Below are 15509 nucleotides of genomic sequence, written 5' to 3' on the forward strand. Positions count from 1 at the left end.
ATGGCTGGGTTCCCCGCCTTCTCCAACCTTCCCTTGCCGATGTCAGGCCTGCTCAGCGATCCGTGGTTCTACGCCGCCGCCATTCCGGCGGTGATCCTTGTCGGCCTGTCGAAAGGCGGCTTCGGCGGCGCCGTCGGTTTCGTCGGCGTGCCGTTGATGGCGCTGACCATGCCGCCGGTTCAGGCGGCCGCCATCCTGCTGCCGATCCTGTGCCTGATGGACGTCGTCTCGGTGTGGAGCTGGTGGGGCGTTTACGACCGCAAGATGCTGGTCGACATGATGCCGGGCGCCGTCATCGGCATCGGGCTCGGCTGGCTGACCGCGGCTTTGGTCACCGAGGAGATGGTGCGGCTGATCGTCGGCGCCGTCGCGCTGGTGTTCGTGTTGCGATGGATCTACCTGCAGTTCCGCCACGGCGCCGACCATGCGGCTGAGCCGAACCGCATCGCCGCTGCTTTCTGGGGCACGGTCGCCGGCTTCACCAGCTTCGTCGCCCATGTCGGCGGCCCGCCCTTCCAAGTCTATGCGCTGCCGATCCGGCTCGACCCGAAAGTGCTGTCGGGAACGGCGGCGATCTTCTTTGCCGCCACCAATGCGCTGAAGCTCATCCCCTATTTCGCGCTCGGCCAGTTCGACACCGCCAATTTGACTGCGTCGGCGGTGCTGATGCCGCTGGCGCCGCTTTCGACCATCGCCGGCGCCTGGCTGGTGCGCCGCATGCGGCCGGAAATCTTCTATCCGTTCACCTACGCCACCGTCGCGGTGGTCGCCGTCAAGCTGCTGTGGGACGGCGTCATCGGCTTGATGTAGAAGCGAAGCGGCCATCCGACCGCCTCGCTCCAAACAATCGTGACGCTCACGCGGCGCTCGGCACCATCTGGCGGCCGCCGCCGAAGGCGAGCGCGACGCCCAGCACAATCACCATCGCCATCCCAGCAAGAATGCCGATGTCATGCAAACTGGGCTTCAGCACCATGTCGGCGATGATCACCAGCATCACCGCATAATCGAGCCGCGCCCAGTTCATCATGCGCTGGCCGATGGCAAGGACGGCCGGCGTCACGCCGTCCTTGGCGACCATCGCGCCTATGCGCTCGCCGGTCGGCTTGAAGACCAGCATGCCGATCGAGAAGGTCGTGGCGTAGCCGACGAGGCCGATGACGATCCATAATTCTGTAAAGCCGACCCAGAAGCTGCACATGATGAGGCCGAAGACCAGCGTCAGCATCGACATCGGCGCGAAGAATTTGCTGCCGAGCTGTCCGCTGGCGCGCATTGCCTGCAGCTTGTCGTCGATGTTGCCGGCTCGCTCGGCCAGCACGCCGAGCAGGAACAGCACGAAGCCGCCGCCGACCCACAAAATAGCCGAAACGACGTGAAGGAATTTGACGATCGAATACCAATCCATGGTTTGCTCCCGGATATGCTGCGTGATTTCAAGGGGCGCGGGTCTGCGCACCGCTTCAGAGGAGCGGCCTTTTGCGTGGCGCGTGTTTCGGCACGATGCCGCGGCAGCAGCCAACATGTTACGGCCGCCACGATCGGCGTTCGAAATCCGGTTTCAGACGATCCCGGGCGGCGCATCCGCTGTCCTGTTCCGGCACAGGAAAGCGCGTTCGCTTAAAAAATCACCGCCGCGTTAAGGCTTCATTAAGCTTTACGGGTGTTTACTATGCGCATCCAGTTTTGCTGGATTCTTACCGAGTGGTTGGAGCCACTTTGTTTGACGCCTCCCTGTTAAACTCCTGAGAGCCGCCTTATCCGCGGCTCTTTTTTTATCCACATACGGCAGGCCCTGCGCCATCCGCCGGCGGGTGGCCGGAAAACGGCCGGCGTTAACCGTTTGTTAAACATGCGCTTGCCTTCATGGGCATCGAAGCGCATTTTCAAGCCTCAGTCATTTAGGGTGCGAGCCACGTCGGCAAGATTGCCGAATCAGCTGGCGGCAGTGCAGGGGCGTATCGATGAACGAGCCTTCGAAGGGCAGCGCGAAAACCATCAAACTGGCGGAGCGCCGGGTTTTCTCCCAATCCTTCAAGCCGCTCTACCAGGAAGGAATGGGGCTGGTCGAGCAGGCCGCCGAATATCTCGATGGCAAGGGCAGGCTCGAAGCCAAGAAATTGTCGCGCACGGCGGCTACGCTCTATGCGGCCGAATCGATGCGGCTGACCACGAGGCTTATGCAGGTCGCCTCCTGGCTGCTTTTGCAGCGGGCGGCGAATTCCGGCGAGATGACGCGTGACCAGGTGGCCTCGGAGAAATCCAAGGTGCGGCTCGACACCGCGTCCGCGCATGACGAGGCGCTTGGCTGGAACGAACTGCCCAAGGATTTTGTGGACCTCGTGACGCGCTCGCTGCGCCTGCAGTCGCTGGTGCGGCGCATGGACGAGGAAATCTATGGCGTCGTCGTCAGCGACCTGCATGCCCCCAGCCGGCGGGCCAACCCGGTTTCCGACCAGATCAGCCTTTTGAATACGGCGTTCGCGCGCGGCTGAAACCGCGTTTGCAAAGATAGCGGTGACGGCGAGCGCAGGTCGACACCTGCGATTCCGAGTGCTCTTCGATATTGCGGCGGCCGTTATTGTATTTGAAGGTGATGCCGGCCTTCGCGGGAAAGATCACACTTGCCTTGAAGCGATAGGCCCCTAGTTGGAGCCGTTCGCCGCAGCCGGGTCGGCCCGAGCCGGTTCTGCAACAAAATCACCGTCACTGTGACCAAAGCAGATTGCGAGGCTTGATCCCGTGCATTCGCCATTGGACCGCATCCCGGTATCGATCATCATCCCCAACTACAATTACGAACAGTTTCTAGAACGCGCCATCGACAGCGCGTTGGAGCAGGACCACCGAAATGTCGAGGTCGTGGTCGTCGACGACGCATCGACGGATGCGTCGGTCGCCGTCATCGAATCCTACGGCGACAAAATTCGTCCGTGCCTCAGGCGCAGGAATGGCGGGCATGCCGCCGCGTTCAATACCGGGTTCGAAGCGAGCACCGGCGAGATCATTCTTTTCCTCGACGCCGACGATTATCTCTATCCAAACGCCGTCTCCGAGGTCCTGGACGAATGGGACGCGGATGTCGCCCAGGCGCAATTCCGACTGCATCTCGTCGATGAGGACCAGCGGATCAAGGATGTCTTTCCCCCTCCGGAGCAGCCGTTCGATTCAGGCGACGTCGTCCCGGAATTGTTGCGCAAGGGGCGGTACCGTACGACGGTGACAAGCGGGTTGGCGTTCGACCGCGAGGCGCTGGAAACGATAATGCCCATGCCTGAAAGCGATTTCCGGCAAGGCGCCGATGGCTATCTCGCGACACTCGCTCCGCTGCACGGAGAGGTGAAATCCATCGACACCTGCCTTGGCGCCTACCGCATCCACGGTTCCAACCATTCGGTGTTTGCCGAAAAGCTTGCCGAGCGAGCGCGTTGGCGCGTGCAGCATGACTTCCGTCGCCTCGAGGCCTTGTCCGGCCGGGCGGCCGAGATCGGTCTGACCGTGCCGCCGGATGCCGGCCTTCGCGATCCGGTGCATCTGGAAGAGCGGCTGGCTTCGCTCTGCGTCGACGAGCCCCAGCATCCGGTTGAAACCGACTCCCGGCTGGGACTGGCAAGAGCGGGCGCCGCCGCCAGCCTGGAAATGGACGCATCCTGGCGGCGGCGGGCTGCTCTGGCGGCCTGGTTCCTTTGCATCGGAATCCTGCCGCGGCGCATGGGCAATGCAGTCCTGACATGGAAGCTGGTCGCATCGTCCAGGCCGGCATTTCTCACGCGGCTGTCGAAAACTATCCGTCGCGTGACGAATTAGGCATCTCGCTGTTTACGGAAACGGCGCATCGCTGAGATCGCAATTGTTTCTGGTTTGTTCACATTTTGCTGGCATCGCTTGCCGCCAGAGCTAGACTTGGCGCATGGGGGAAGCGATTCGCATCATCGGCATCGATCCGGGCCTGAGGCGCACCGGCTGGGGTATTATCGACAGCGTGGGCAATTCGCTGCGCTTCATCGCGTCCGGCACGGTGCGGTCCGACGAGAAGGAGTCGCTGGCGACAAGACTCTGCCAGCTGCATGACGGCTTGGCCGAGGTGTTGCACCAGGCCATGCCGCATGAGGCGGCGGTCGAGCAGACTTTCGTCAACAAGGATGCGACGGCGACGCTGAAGCTCGGCCAGGCGCGCGGCATCGCCATGCTGGTGCCGGCTCGCGCCGGTCTGGTGGTGGCCGAATACGCCCCCAATGCGGTCAAGAAGGCGGTGATCGGCGTCGGCCACGGCGAGAAGAAGCAGATCCATATGATGGTCAAGGTGCTGATGCCGAAGGCGATCTTCGATACCGACGACGCCGCCGATGCTCTGGCCATCGCCATCTGCCATGCGCATCACCGCCCGAGCGCGGCCTACCGTATGGCCGCGCTGGTCGGGTAGCGTTGTTCTTGACTTGTTCTCATTTGCGAAGTAAGTAATACCTTGGAGGTATTACCATGCGAGTGACCACCAAAGGACAAGTCACAATCCCAAAACAAATAAGGGATCATCTGGGCATAGGCCCCGGCTCCGAGGTGCAGTTCGTGGCCACGGACGAGGGCGCCCAGCTTGTAGCCGTCAACCAAAACGTTTCGGAGGAGGAAGCTGCCCGCAAATTCAAGGAGGTTCTCGATAGGATGGAGGGAACGCTGGATTTGGGCGGCATGACGACGGACGAATATATGGAGTGGTTGAGGGGACCGCGTGAAAATCTCGACATTGATTGACACAAACGTGCTCATTGATGTCTGGGGTCCAGCAGGGCCGCTGAGGGAGTGGTCCTCGTCCGCGATCATCTCCTGCCGACGCGATGGCGCGTTGGTCATCAACAGCATCGTCTGGTCGGAGCTTGCGCCTCTGATCGCTTCCGAAGCAATGCTGAGGAAAGCAGTCGAGAGACTTGAAATGGATCGCGAGTTCTTGCCTTGGGAAGCCGCATTCCTGGCCGGGGTGACACATTCCCGTTATCGGCGGGCCGGCGGCATTCGAGAACGGACCTTGCCGGATTTTTTCATTGGCGCTCATGCCGCCGTTGCTGGTTACCGCCTGTTGACGCGCGACGCCCCTCGCTATCGCAGCTATTTCCCCGACCTCGAAATCGTCTCTCCGCAAACGCATCCATGAAAGCCACGCAATGATCGGCAAACTGAAAGGCACGCTGGACGAGATCGACGAAGATAGCTGCGTCATCGACGTGCATGGGGTCGGCTACGTCGTCCATTGCTCCGTGCGCACGCTGGCCGCGCTGCCTTCGCCTGGCGAGGCGGTGGTGCTGTTCATCGAGACCTATGTACGCGAGGACATGATCCGGCTCTATGGCTTCCAGACCGGGCTGGAACGCGAGTGGTTCCGCCTCTTGATGAGCAATGTGCAGGGCGTCGGCGCCAAGGTGGCGCTGGCTATCCTGTCGACGCTCGCGCCGGCCGATCTCGCCAACGCGATCGCGCTGCGCGACATCGCCATGGTCTCTCGCGCGCCCGGCGTCGGCAAGAAGGTCGCCGAGCGCATCGTCACCGAATTGCGCACCAAGGCGCCTGCCTATGCGGGTGCGGCTACCGGAACGATCGGCCTCAAGCAGGAGCTTGGCGAAGGCGTCGCCGCAGCGCCGATCACGGATGCGGTCTCGGCGCTCGTCAATCTTGGCTATTCGCGCGACATCGCCGCAAACGCGGTCGCGGCGGCGCTGAAATCGGCCGGCGAGGGCGCGGACGCGTCCAAGCTCATCCGCTTCGGCCTGAAGGAACTGGCGCGGTGAGGCGACGCTTGTCCCGCCACCGGTCCTATGCAAGGAAGGCGGCATGACCCTTTCGCCCCGCCTCATCGCTCCCGACAAGCGCGGCGAGGACGCCGACCAGACGCTGCGGCCGCAGTCGCTCGACGAGTTCGTCGGCCAGGCGGCGGTGCGCGCCAATCTCAAGGTCTTCGTCGACGCCGCCAAGAGCCGCGGCGAGGCGCTCGACCATGTGCTGTTCGTCGGCCCGCCCGGGCTCGGCAAGACGACGCTGGCGCAGATCATGGCGCGCGAGCTCGGCGTCAATTTCCGCTCCACCTCCGGCCCCGTTATCGCCAAGGCCGGCGATCTCGCCGCGCTGCTCACCAATCTCGAGGAACGCGACGTCCTCTTCATCGACGAGATCCATCGCCTCAATCCGGCGGTCGAGGAAATCCTCTATCCGGCGATGGAGGATTTCCAGCTCGATCTCATCATCGGCGAGGGGCCGGCGGCGCGCTCGGTCAAGATCGACCTCGCCCATTTTACGTTGGTCGCGGCGACGACCAGGCTTGGGCTCCTGACCAATCCGCTGCGCGACCGCTTCGGCATCCCGGTTCGGCTCAATTTCTACACGGTCGAGGAACTGGAGCAGATCGTGCGGCGCGGCGCCCGTATCCTGTCGATGCCGCTTGGCGACGACGGCGCGGTGGAGATCGCGCGCCGCGCGCGCGGCACGCCGCGCATCGCCGGCAGGCTGTTGCGCCGCGTGCGCGACTTCGCCAGCGTCGCCGGTGCTGCGCATGTCGACAGGAAGATCGCCGACGAGGCGCTGACCAGGCTGGAGGTCGACGCGCTCGGCCTCGACGCGCTCGACCGCCGCTACCTGTCGATGATCGCGCGCAATTTCGGCGGCGGCCCGGTCGGCATCGAGACGATCGCGGCCGGGCTCTCCGAGCCGCGCGACGCGATCGAGGACATCATCGAGCCCTATCTCATCCAGCAGGGCTTCATCCAGCGCACGCCGCGCGGCCGCGTGCTGACCGCCAATGCCTGGCGCCATCTCGGCCTCGATCCGCCCAGGGATATCGCCCAGCAGCAGATCAGCCTGTTCCAGGAAGAGTAACGCAGATTTGTTCGCGGTTCGGCGACGCAATGCCCCATCTACGCAGAATCTGCGCGCCTTGGCCTGACTGAGGGCGCAATTGCACCCTTTAAGGTAGGCCTATCTGACGCAATCCTAGGGCTTGGGGCGACCTATGATCACCAGACGCGCTTTCCTGCGCCTTATCGGCGGCTCGGCCTTCGCCATGGTGTCGCTCAGCGCCTATGCGGTCGGCATCGAGCCGATGCTGCTCACCCATGTTAAGCGCTACGCATTGACGCCGCCGCACTGGCCGGCCGGGCTCAAGCTGCGCGTCGTGGCGCTTGCCGATATCCACTCCTGCCGGCCCTGGATGACGCCGGAACGGATCGCAGCACTTGCCCAGGAAGCGAACGCGCTTCAGCCGGATCTGATTGTGCTGCTCGGTGACTATACCGCCGGGACCAAGCTGGTGACGGGCCGGGTGCGGGTGGAGGAGTGGGCCGAGGCATTGGCGGGGCTCAAGGCGACGCTTGGCGTGCTGTCGATCCTCGGCAATCACGATTGGTGGACGGATTTCTTCGCCCAGCGAGCGGAAGCCGGCCCGACCCAGTCGCGCAAGGCGCTCGAGCATGTCGGCATCCCGGTGCTGGAAAACGACGTCGTGCGGCTGGAAAAGGACGGGCATGGTTTCTGGATCGCCGGGCTAGCCGATCAACTCGCGCTGCTGCCGAACAAGGCCAAAGGACGCGACAGTTTCCAGGGCTTCGACGATCTCCCGGGCACCTTGGCCGAGATCCAGGGGAGCGAGCCGATCATCCTGCTTGCGCACGAGCCCGACATTTTCACGAAGGTGCCGGAGCGGGTGTCGCTGACACTGTCCGGACACACGCATGGCGGACAGGTGCGGCTGTTTGGTTATTCGCCGATCGTGCCTTCGGACTATGGCAACCGCTTCGCCTACGGCCATGTCGTGGAGAATGACCGCAACCTGATCGTGTCGGGCGGACTGGGCTTCAGCATTCTGCCGGTACGTCTCGGGGTGCGGCCGGAGATCCTGCAGATCGATCTGGGCTAAGGTTCCCATTTGCGTTTCACCGTCTCACCGAAACGGCGATACGCCCTATCTCTTTGTTTTGTTAAACTGTTCACAGTTTTTCTGGAATTGCTTAGATAGCGCGGATGGGCGTGCCGTCGGCTTCGTAGCCGGTGATGCCAGGTTCCCACCACAGCACCGGGTTGTTCCGGAAGCTGGCGCGATCTTCCATCCTGCTCACAAGCGCGCGGGTTTTCGGATGCTCGCCAAGTTGAGTATCGAGGTCCAGGGGCCGGTTGGCAATGAAGCGTAAGTGGCAGGTCAGGAAAATGTCCTGGACCGACACGACCTTGCCGAAAAATCCCTCGCCGTCGGGGTCGATCCGCCCTTCCAGCCATCCGATCAGATGGGCAATGCGCTCTGCGCAGCGCGTCAAATGCGAATTGTCGCGATGCCTCACTCCGGACCATTGCATCTGGCTGATCGTCGTTGCGGCGGTGCCCAGCGTCTGGATCGAAGCAAAGAGCAATCGGTCCTGCCATTCCGATGCCGCCCGCCACATCGACGGAGCCAGAGCCGGATCGCTCTCGACACGCTGCGGATAGGCGGCAAGCAGATACTCGGCGATGACACCGCTTTCCCAAAGTGTCAGATCGCCATCCCGTAGCGTCGGTACTTGAAGCGCCGGGGTCCATTCGGCGCGAGACGCGGCAGATGGCGTCGTCGTTTCCTCCCGGCGCTCATAGTCGAGGCCGATTTCGTCCAGCACGACACGAATGCCGCGCGCGAAAGGTGATCCGGTCGTATAAAGCAGTGAGCGCATAAGCTAATCCCCCGATGCCAGCGCAGAATTGGTAGCATCGCTGGACTAACGTGGAAGCTGGCTGATTACGTCCATCACATCCGGCTCAGCCTTCTCGCCGTCGAACGCCTCGACGATGCCGAAGGCCCCGCCATAGCTCCACACCGACCATGAAAAGCCATGCGCCTCGGCCCGGGCGATCATGTCGCGCACATAGGCGGCGCGGTATGCGGCCGGCATGACGAAGCCGTTGCCGTATTCCTTGCGGATCATGCCGAATTCACCGAGCGTGATATTCTGCGGCTTGACGCCGTTGGCCTTCGCCCAAGCGTCGACGTTTGCGAACGGCGCATCCATCACGCCAAGCAGCTTTTCGGGGCTGTCCATCGTCGCCACCTGCTCGTCGAGATAGCTAAGCAGGCCGCTTCGTCGCGCCCAAGGCGCCTCGGCCCTGATCCGGTCGCGGATCGTGTCCAGCGTCACGTCCAACTGCGCCTTCGGAACGGCCGTCGGCGGATAGGGCAGGCCGGTGACATAGGGGATGAAGTCGCCGGCCCAGCTTGCGCCCTGATGCGTCAAAAGGAACGGGTCGTAGGAATGGAAGGTCCAGATGATGTTGTCATCGGCGATCGTCCTGGGAACGATCCTGGCCAGCGACTCCGCGTTCGAATAGCAGCCGCCGGTCAGGACCAGCGTGAGCCTGGTCGCGGAGGCGCGCGCGGCGGCGAACAATTGCTTCTGGCGGTCGGGCCAAAGGTTGGTGCCGTTCGCCTCGCAATCGACCAGCGGCTCGTTCATCAGTTCCAACGCGACAAGCTTCGGATTCTCCTTGGTCAACGTCCGCGCCATCTTGCGCACCAGTTCGGTATAGGCGTCGAAGACGGCCGGGTCGCGCATCACTTCGCTCATGCCGATCTTGCGATTGCCGCCGGCCGGGATCAGATGCAGGTCGACGATCACCTTGAGGCCGGCGCGGTTGATCATGCGCGCCGAGTCGAGCACGCTGGCATAGAGGTCGTCGCGAAGGGCCGCGGTCCGGTCCGAAAGAAAGGGCGAGGGATCGACCGGCATGCGCAGGAAATCGAAACCGGCATCCTTGAGCGCCTTGAGGTCGTCCTCTTTGAGGAATTTGCGCCACTCCGGATAAGGCAGGATCGCCTGGCGTTCGCCCCATTTGTCCTCGGCCGGCCAGGTGACCCACTGGTCGAGATTGAGGCCGCGCTTCATCGAGAAGGTCGCCGCTCCGGCGGGCAACGCCAACGGGCCAAGCGCAAGCAGCGCCGCCATCAAGGTCTTGATCATCGTGCCCAACAATGCCATCCCCTTGCCGCGCGAAAACAGTGCGTGTCGCCCAAAAGTGTGCAGCGGTTTTGGGACAACGACACGCACAGAAACAATGCCTAAAGCCCGAGGGCTTTAGGTGCCTGTTCGGGCCTGAAAAGGAAAGCGCGATGGACGATCATGGTGAATCGGCGGCGCTCAGCGCCGGGCTTTCCGGAGCGCTGACGGATTTCGGGCACCGGCTGATGGCGAGGGTCTATTATGCCGACACCGATTTCTCCGGCGTCGTCTATCATGCGCGCTATCTCGAATTCCTCGAACGCGGACGCTCCGACTATCTGAGGCTGACCGGCGTCCACCACACCGAACTCCTGGACGGCAAGCATGGCGAGCGCATCGTCTGGGTGGTCCGGCGCATGGAGATCGACTTCCGCTCGCCGGCGCGCATGGACGATATCCTCACCATCGACACGCGCACCGACGATATTTCCGGCGCCCGTATCTTCATGGGCCAGCAGTTGAAGCGCGGCGGCGATGTGCTGGTCGAGGCCAAGGTCGAAGCGGCGATCGTCGGCGAAACCGGCCGGCCAAAGCGTTTCCCGAAGGAATGGATCGCCGCCTTCATGCCTCGGCCAAGCTGATGTTCAGGTGAGGCAGCCCCCTGCGTTGCGTCTCTCCTTCTGGCCGAGATCATGCGCGGCAATGCGCCGCGCCTTACGTCCTAACCCATCCTTAACCATAACGGTTCATGAAGGAATTGGTGAAGATTGGCGCAATTCGTGTGCCTTCCTTTCACCAATATTTGCCTCGAAAAGGCCGCGAAACGGTGCATTCGGGGCTTATCCCGCAAGCTTCAAGCTTCGCGCGATCGGACCAAAGGAATGCCCATGGGCCAGCCGCCAGCGATGCCCGGAAAACCTTAAGGACTTAAGTCATGGAAAACATCGCACTCGCCGATCCGGGCGCGCATCTGTCGATCTGGGCCCTGTTCATGCAGGCCGGCTGGGTGGTCAAGCTGGTCATGATCGGCCTGCTTTGCGCCTCAATCTGGACCTGGGCGATCATCATCGACAAGCTCGTCGCCTATGGCCGCATGCGGCTGGCGCTCAACCGCTTCGAGCAGGTGTTCTGGTCGGGCCAGTCGCTGGAGGAGCTCTACCGCACGCTGGCCGATCGCAAGACCACCGGCATGGGCGCGATCTTCGTCGCCGCCATGCGCGAATGGAAGAAGAGTTTCGAAAAGGGCGCGAAATCGGCGCTGGCGCTGCAGACCCGCATCGACAAAGCGATGGACCTGGCGCTGACGCGCGAGATGGAGAAGCTGGAGGGTCGGCTCGGCTTCCTCGCCACCACCGGCTCGGCCGCACCGTTCATCGGGCTGTTCGGCACCGTCATCGGCATCATGACCTCGTTCCAGGCGATCGCCGCCTCGAAGAACACCAGCCTTTCGGTTGTGGCGCCCGGCATCGCAGAGGCGCTGCTCGCCACCGCGATCGGCCTGCTCGCGGCCATTCCCGCGGTCATCGCCTACAACAAGCTGTCATCGGACGCGAACAAGCTCGGCATGCGCATGGAAGGGTTCGCGGACGAGTTCTCCGCCATACTCTCGCGCCAAATCGATGAAAAAGTAGCGCAGAAGGGCTGAGGATCGATCATGGGGATGTCTGCTGCAGGCGCAAGTGGCTCGGGGCGGGGCGGACGCGGCCATAGGCGGCGTGGCCGTCACCATGCCCTGATGTCGGAAATCAACGTCACGCCGATGGTCGACGTGATGCTGGTGCTGTTGATCATCTTCATGGTCGCGGCGCCTCTGCTCACCGTCGGCGTTCCGATCGACCTGCCGGACACGCAGGCCAAGGCGATGAATGTCGAGACCCAGCCGATCACCGTGTCGATCAACGCTGCCGGCCAGATCTATCTGCAGGAAACCGAAATCCCGATCGAGGAACTGATAGCCAAGCTGCAGGCGATCTCGAAGACCGGTTACGACGAACGCATCTTCATCCGCGGCGACAAGTCGACGGATTACGGCACGGCGATGAAAGTCATGGCCCGCATTTCGGCAGCCGGCTACAAGAATATCGGCCTGGTCTCGCTGCAGGAACAGGATCAGTAGACGCCAAATGCGGACCGGTCTCACCTCTTCGGTGATCTTGCATGCGGTGGCGCTGGCTTTCGGGCTGTTCACGCTGTCGTCGCCGCCGGCCATGCCCGCCTCCGACGTGGAGTCGGTGGCAGTCGACATCGTGCCGATGGAAGCCGTGGCACAGACGCTGCAGGGCGACAAGAAGGCGGTCATGCATGACAAGCCGGCGCCTGTTCCGACGAAGCGCCCGGATGTCGTTCCCAATGCCCAGAAGGTTGGGGAGAACACCGTCGACACCGACAAGCCAGTGACGGACGAAGCCAAGCCGAAGCCGGTCGACAAGACGGCGGCGCCGCCGCCCGCGCCGACGCCGACCGAGAAGCCCGCGGTCGAGGACGTGCCGAAGCCGCAGGAGAAGCCGAAGCCGACGCCTGCGACGGAAGTCGCGCCGACGCCGACGCCTAAGGAAGAAGTCAAGCCCGAGCCGGTCAAGCAGACGGAGCCGAAGCCGACGCCTGCCAAGGAACCGACGCCCGCGCCACAGCCGGACAAGACCGCGGCCATCCAGAAGGAAGAGGTCAAGCCCGACGCGGTGGCCGAGGCGATCTCGCAGGATCAGCCGGCGGAAGAGGCAAAGCTTCCGGATTCGGCGCCGGCGCCGGAAGCGCGGCCGAAGCCGCAGCCAGCCCAGGCCGAGAGCGCCAAGGCGCCGGATCGCAAGGACGCGGAAAAGCCGGTGAAGGAAGCGTCTTCCAAGAAGAAATCGGACGAGAAGCAGTTCAACGCCGACGAGATAACGGCTCTGCTCGACAAGCAGAAGCCATCCGGCGGCGGCGCCAAGCGCTCGACCCAGCAGGCCTCGCTTGGTGGCGAGAAGGATCAGGGCCAGAAACTCTCCAGGTCGGAGCAAGGGGCGCTGGAGGATCAGCTCGGTGGTTGCTGGACCCTTCCGGTGGGCCTCGAAGGCTCCGAGAACTTCACCGTGGTGATCCGTTTCAACCTGAATGCCTCCGGCAAGCTGGAGGGACGCCCGACGGTGGAGAAGTCCAGCGGCAACCCCCAATTCGACGCCAGCGCGATTCGCGCCGTGCAGAAATGCGATGTCGCCGGACTGCAGGTTCCCGCCGGAAAGCAAGACATCTGGTCTGACATTCGCGTCAACTTCGATCCGAGAGCGATGCTTGGCCTCTAGCCTGAGCGTCCAAAAAATCAGCAAGAGAAGCGAGAAGACATGAAATCCATCCTCAAGCCGCTCCTGATGATCGCCGCGATGGCGATGGGCATAAGTTCTGTCGCCACCTTGCCTGCCCAGGCAACTCTCGAGCTGAACGTCAACAAAGGCAATGTCGAGCCGATGCCAATCGCCATCCCTGACTTCCAGGGAGGGCTTGGCCCGCAGATATCGGAGATCGTCGCAGCCGACCTGAAACGATCAGGACTGTTCGCGCCGATCGACAAGGCCGCCTTTGTCGAAAAGATCACCAATCCGGATGCCACGCCCCGTTTTGACGACTGGAAGGTCATCAACGCGCAGGCGCTGGTCACCGGCAGCGTGAGCAAGGAGGCGGATGGCCGCATCCGCGCTCAGTACCGCCTGTGGGATATTTTCGGCAACCAGCAGCTGGCCGGCGAGCAGTTTTTCGCCAATGACGCCAATCAACGCCGTGTCGCGCACATCATCGCCGATGCGATCTATGAAAAGATCACCGGCGAAAAAGGCTACTTCGATACGCGCGTCGTTTTCGTCGACGAATCCGGGGCGAAGAACGCGCGCAAGAAGCGCCTCGCCATCATGGACCAGGACGGCGCCAATGTGCGCTATCTGTCGGACGGCCGCTCGATTGTGCTGACGCCGCGTTTCTCGCCTAACCGGCAGGAAATCACCTATATGTCCTATGAAAGCGGACAGCCGAAGGTCTATCTGCTGCAGATCGAGACCGGCCAGCGCGAGCTGGTCGGCAATTTCCCGGGCATGACGTTCGCGCCGCGCTTTTCGCCCGACGGCCAGAAGGTGATCATGAGCCTGCTGCGCGACGACGGCAACTCCAACATCTTCGCCATGGACCTGAGGAGCCGCTCGACGACGCGGCTGACCGACTCGACCGCGATCGACACCTCACCCTCGTATTCACCGGACGGCTCGCAAATCGTCTTCACCTCCGACCGCGGCGGCGGCAGCGGCCGCTCGCAGATCTATGTCATGGGCGCGGACGGGTCCAACCCGCACCGCATCTCCTTCGGCGACGGCGTCTATTCGACGCCGGTCTGGTCGCCGCGCGGCGACCTCATCGCCTTCACCAAGCAGAGCGGCGGCGAATTCCAGATCGGCGTCATGAAGACGGACGGCTCGGGCGAGCGCATCCTGTCCTCGGGCTTCCAGCAGGAGGGGCCGACCTGGGCGCCGAACGGCCGCGTCTTGATGTTCTTCCGCGATTCCGCGGGCGGACCCAAGCTGGTCTCGGTCGATCTGACCGGCCGCAACGAGCAGCAGATTCCGACGGCGAACTACGCTTCCGATCCGGCTTGGTCGCCGCTTCTCGAGTAGGGGAACTGAGGAGTTGAAGAACTGACGAAAGCGGGGCGGCTCAAAATCCCGCTTTTCACCTTGGTCGCGTTTTGGCCGCATTTCTGCCTACGGTCCGCGCGCAACCTCGCCTTGGTAAATGCGTGGGGCGCAAACGGCCGCGGAGGGCGGCTCGAAACCAAACATTAACCGTGTTTCTTGAATGCCGGTTAACCCAAACGTGGTTACTGGGTGATCAACGAAATCACTCATATGCGAAGGAGAGGCGGCATGAGCCGTATCGCAGCACTTACCAGAAACCCGGCGATGATTGCGCTGGTGGCGGCTCTCGCCATCACCGGTTGCGCCTCGAAGAAGACCCCGAACAGCGCGGCGGATCTCGGCCTCAACGGCGCCGGCGCAGCCACCCCCGGTTCGGCCCAGGACTTCACCGTCAATATCGGCGACCGCATCTTCTTCGACACCGATTCCTCGTCGATCCGCGCCGATGCGCAGACCACGCTGTCGCGTCAGGCGCAGTGGCTCAACCAGTATCGCCAGTACGCGATCGTCATCGAAGGCCATGCCGACGAGCGCGGCACGCGTGAGTACAATCTGGCGCTGGGCGCCCGCCGCGCCGCCGCCACGCGCGACTTCCTGGTCTCCAAGGGCGTCTCCGCCGGCCGCCTGAAGACGATCTCCTACGGCAAGGAGCGTCCGGTCGCGGTTTGCGACGACATCTCCTGCTGGTCGCAGAACCGCCGCGCCGTCACCACGCTTTCCGGCGCCGGCTCCTAAGAGCCAGGTCCTGCGGCGTCGACGCGGGCGACAAAAATACAACATCCCGAACATGAAAGGCGGCCTCGGGGCCGCCTTTTTCATTTGCGACAAACCGAAACAAAATTTGGCCGAAGTCTCGCGTCCTGCTATGAGCGCGAGGGCGCTTCCTCCCCTTGTTTGATTTGGAAAGGCGCATCAGGCCAAC

18 protein-coding genes are annotated in these 15509 nt (G+C 62.9%); 15 read left to right on the forward strand and 3 right to left on the reverse strand.

All coding sequences use genetic code 11. The annotated features are described in order from the left end of the window. Nucleotides 1–39 precede the first annotated feature (39 nt). Complete coding sequence (locus LB528_RS14650) at nucleotides 40–810, forward strand: sulfite exporter TauE/SafE family protein (protein WP_224715346.1); 771 nt, start codon at nucleotides 40–42, stop codon at nucleotides 808–810. 46 nt (nucleotides 811–856) lie between these two features. On the opposite strand, the gene LB528_RS14655 is transcribed toward LB528_RS14650, so the two are convergent. After that, nucleotides 857–1408 carry a DUF2269 family protein gene (locus LB528_RS14655; RefSeq protein ID WP_224715323.1) on the reverse strand — a complete coding sequence of 184 codons (552 nt, stop codon included), beginning with the start codon at nucleotides 1406–1408 and terminating at the stop codon, nucleotides 857–859. 556 nt (nucleotides 1409–1964) lie between these two features. On the opposite strand from LB528_RS14655, the gene LB528_RS14660 reads away from it, so the two are divergent. The 8 genes from LB528_RS14660 (at nucleotide 1965) to LB528_RS14695 (ending at nucleotide 7894) form a co-directional block, all read left to right on the forward strand. Then, nucleotides 1965–2495: a DUF1465 family protein gene (locus tag LB528_RS14660; protein WP_224715324.1), complete on the forward strand. Its 531-nt coding sequence runs from the start codon at nucleotides 1965–1967 to the stop codon at nucleotides 2493–2495. A 247-nt stretch (nucleotides 2496–2742) separates the two neighbouring features. Next, nucleotides 2743–3807: a glycosyltransferase family 2 protein gene (locus tag LB528_RS14665; RefSeq protein ID WP_224510857.1), complete on the forward strand. Its 1065-nt coding sequence runs from the start codon at nucleotides 2743–2745 to the stop codon at nucleotides 3805–3807. 103 nt (nucleotides 3808–3910) lie between these two features. Then, nucleotides 3911–4423 (forward strand): crossover junction endodeoxyribonuclease RuvC, encoded by a 513-nt coding sequence (gene ruvC, locus LB528_RS14670; RefSeq protein ID WP_224715325.1) that lies wholly within the window; start codon nucleotides 3911–3913, stop codon nucleotides 4421–4423. Between the two features lie 56 nt (nucleotides 4424–4479). Continuing rightward, complete coding sequence (locus LB528_RS14675; protein ID WP_224715326.1) at nucleotides 4480–4749, forward strand: AbrB/MazE/SpoVT family DNA-binding domain-containing protein; 270 nt, start codon at nucleotides 4480–4482, stop codon at nucleotides 4747–4749. Further along, nucleotides 4727–5146 (forward strand): type II toxin-antitoxin system VapC family toxin, encoded by a 420-nt coding sequence (locus LB528_RS14680; RefSeq protein ID WP_224715327.1) that lies wholly within the window; start codon nucleotides 4727–4729, stop codon nucleotides 5144–5146. Before LB528_RS14675 ends, LB528_RS14680 begins: the two co-directional genes overlap by 23 nt. 10 nt (nucleotides 5147–5156) lie before the next feature. Continuing rightward, complete coding sequence (gene ruvA, locus LB528_RS14685; RefSeq protein WP_224715328.1) at nucleotides 5157–5777, forward strand: Holliday junction branch migration protein RuvA; 621 nt, start codon at nucleotides 5157–5159, stop codon at nucleotides 5775–5777. Nucleotides 5778–5820: 43 nt separating this feature from the next. Then, on the forward strand, nucleotides 5821–6858 hold the full coding sequence (ruvB, locus tag LB528_RS14690) for a Holliday junction branch migration DNA helicase RuvB (RefSeq protein WP_224510847.1): 1038 nt from the start codon (nucleotides 5821–5823) through the stop codon (nucleotides 6856–6858). A 133-nt stretch (nucleotides 6859–6991) separates the two neighbouring features. Next, complete coding sequence (locus LB528_RS14695; protein ID WP_224715329.1) at nucleotides 6992–7894, forward strand: metallophosphoesterase; 903 nt, start codon at nucleotides 6992–6994, stop codon at nucleotides 7892–7894. Between the two features lie 91 nt (nucleotides 7895–7985). Here LB528_RS14695 and LB528_RS14700 read toward each other — a convergent pair whose 3' ends face one another. Both LB528_RS14700 and LB528_RS14705 read right to left on the reverse strand, forming a co-directional pair. Then, on the reverse strand, nucleotides 7986–8675 hold the full coding sequence (locus LB528_RS14700) for a glutathione S-transferase family protein (protein ID WP_224715330.1): 690 nt from the start codon (nucleotides 8673–8675) through the stop codon (nucleotides 7986–7988). 45 nt (nucleotides 8676–8720) lie between these two features. Next, the gene (locus tag LB528_RS14705) at nucleotides 8721–9974 is read right to left on the reverse strand and encodes a glycoside hydrolase family 5 protein (RefSeq protein WP_224715331.1); all 1254 of its coding nucleotides are present in this window, start codon (nucleotides 9972–9974) and stop codon (nucleotides 8721–8723) included. 131 nt (nucleotides 9975–10105) lie between these two features. Between LB528_RS14705 and ybgC the strand changes: the two genes are divergently transcribed. From ybgC to pal, 6 genes are all read left to right on the forward strand, one after another. Beyond that, complete coding sequence (gene ybgC, locus LB528_RS14710) at nucleotides 10106–10576, forward strand: tol-pal system-associated acyl-CoA thioesterase (RefSeq protein WP_224715332.1); 471 nt, start codon at nucleotides 10106–10108, stop codon at nucleotides 10574–10576. A gap of 293 nt (nucleotides 10577–10869) precedes the next feature. After that, nucleotides 10870–11580 carry a protein TolQ gene (tolQ, locus tag LB528_RS14715; protein ID WP_224510837.1) on the forward strand — a complete coding sequence of 237 codons (711 nt, stop codon included), beginning with the start codon at nucleotides 10870–10872 and terminating at the stop codon, nucleotides 11578–11580. A 9-nt stretch (nucleotides 11581–11589) separates the two neighbouring features. Further along, the gene (tolR, locus tag LB528_RS14720) at nucleotides 11590–12051 is read left to right on the forward strand and encodes a protein TolR (protein ID WP_411962176.1); all 462 of its coding nucleotides are present in this window, start codon (nucleotides 11590–11592) and stop codon (nucleotides 12049–12051) included. Nucleotides 12052–12058: 7 nt separating this feature from the next. Beyond that, nucleotides 12059–13213, forward strand: a complete 1155-nt coding sequence (locus LB528_RS14725; RefSeq protein ID WP_224715334.1) for an energy transducer TonB — start codon at nucleotides 12059–12061, stop codon at nucleotides 13211–13213. Between the two features lie 39 nt (nucleotides 13214–13252). Then, nucleotides 13253–14566, forward strand: coding sequence for a Tol-Pal system beta propeller repeat protein TolB (gene tolB, locus LB528_RS14730; RefSeq protein WP_224510829.1), 1314 nt, complete (start codon nucleotides 13253–13255; stop codon nucleotides 14564–14566). 249 nt (nucleotides 14567–14815) lie between these two features. Further along, a complete protein-coding gene (pal, locus tag LB528_RS14735; RefSeq protein ID WP_224715335.1) occupies nucleotides 14816–15322 on the forward strand; it encodes a peptidoglycan-associated lipoprotein Pal in 507 nt (168 codons plus the stop codon). The last annotated feature ends 187 nt before the right edge of the window (nucleotides 15323–15509 follow it).

The organism is Mesorhizobium sp. CA4, from assembly GCF_020165075.1.
Classification (GTDB): domain Bacteria; phylum Pseudomonadota; class Alphaproteobacteria; order Rhizobiales; family Rhizobiaceae; genus Mesorhizobium.

Bases quoted from the DNA above. Each gene is read 5' to 3' on its own strand.
- ybgC (WP_224715332.1), top strand. From the start codon at position 10,106: ATGGACGATCATGGTGAATCGGCGGCGCTCAGCGCCGGGCTTTCCGGA.
- ruvC (WP_224715325.1), top strand. From the start codon at position 3,911: ATGGGGGAAGCGATTCGCATCATCGGCATCGATCCGGGCCTGAGGCGC.
- tolB (WP_224510829.1), top strand. From the start codon at position 13,253: ATGAAATCCATCCTCAAGCCGCTCCTGATGATCGCCGCGATGGCGATG.
- tolQ (WP_224510837.1), top strand. From the start codon at position 10,870: ATGGAAAACATCGCACTCGCCGATCCGGGCGCGCATCTGTCGATCTGG.
- LB528_RS14660 (WP_224715324.1), top strand. From the start codon at position 1,965: ATGAACGAGCCTTCGAAGGGCAGCGCGAAAACCATCAAACTGGCGGAG.
- pal (WP_224715335.1), top strand. From the start codon at position 14,816: ATGAGCCGTATCGCAGCACTTACCAGAAACCCGGCGATGATTGCGCTG.
- LB528_RS14650 (WP_224715346.1), top strand. From the start codon at position 40: ATGTCAGGCCTGCTCAGCGATCCGTGGTTCTACGCCGCCGCCATTCCG.
- LB528_RS14705 (WP_224715331.1), bottom strand. From the start codon at position 9,974: ATGGCATTGTTGGGCACGATGATCAAGACCTTGATGGCGGCGCTGCTT.
- LB528_RS14725 (WP_224715334.1), top strand. From the start codon at position 12,059: ATGCGGACCGGTCTCACCTCTTCGGTGATCTTGCATGCGGTGGCGCTG.
- LB528_RS14675 (WP_224715326.1), top strand. From the start codon at position 4,480: ATGCGAGTGACCACCAAAGGACAAGTCACAATCCCAAAACAAATAAGG.
- tolR (WP_411962176.1), top strand. From the start codon at position 11,590: ATGGGGATGTCTGCTGCAGGCGCAAGTGGCTCGGGGCGGGGCGGACGC.
- LB528_RS14655 (WP_224715323.1), bottom strand. From the start codon at position 1,408: ATGGATTGGTATTCGATCGTCAAATTCCTTCACGTCGTTTCGGCTATT.
- ruvA (WP_224715328.1), top strand. From the start codon at position 5,157: ATGATCGGCAAACTGAAAGGCACGCTGGACGAGATCGACGAAGATAGC.
- LB528_RS14695 (WP_224715329.1), top strand. From the start codon at position 6,992: ATGATCACCAGACGCGCTTTCCTGCGCCTTATCGGCGGCTCGGCCTTC.
- ruvB (WP_224510847.1), top strand. From the start codon at position 5,821: ATGACCCTTTCGCCCCGCCTCATCGCTCCCGACAAGCGCGGCGAGGAC.
- LB528_RS14700 (WP_224715330.1), bottom strand. From the start codon at position 8,675: ATGCGCTCACTGCTTTATACGACCGGATCACCTTTCGCGCGCGGCATT.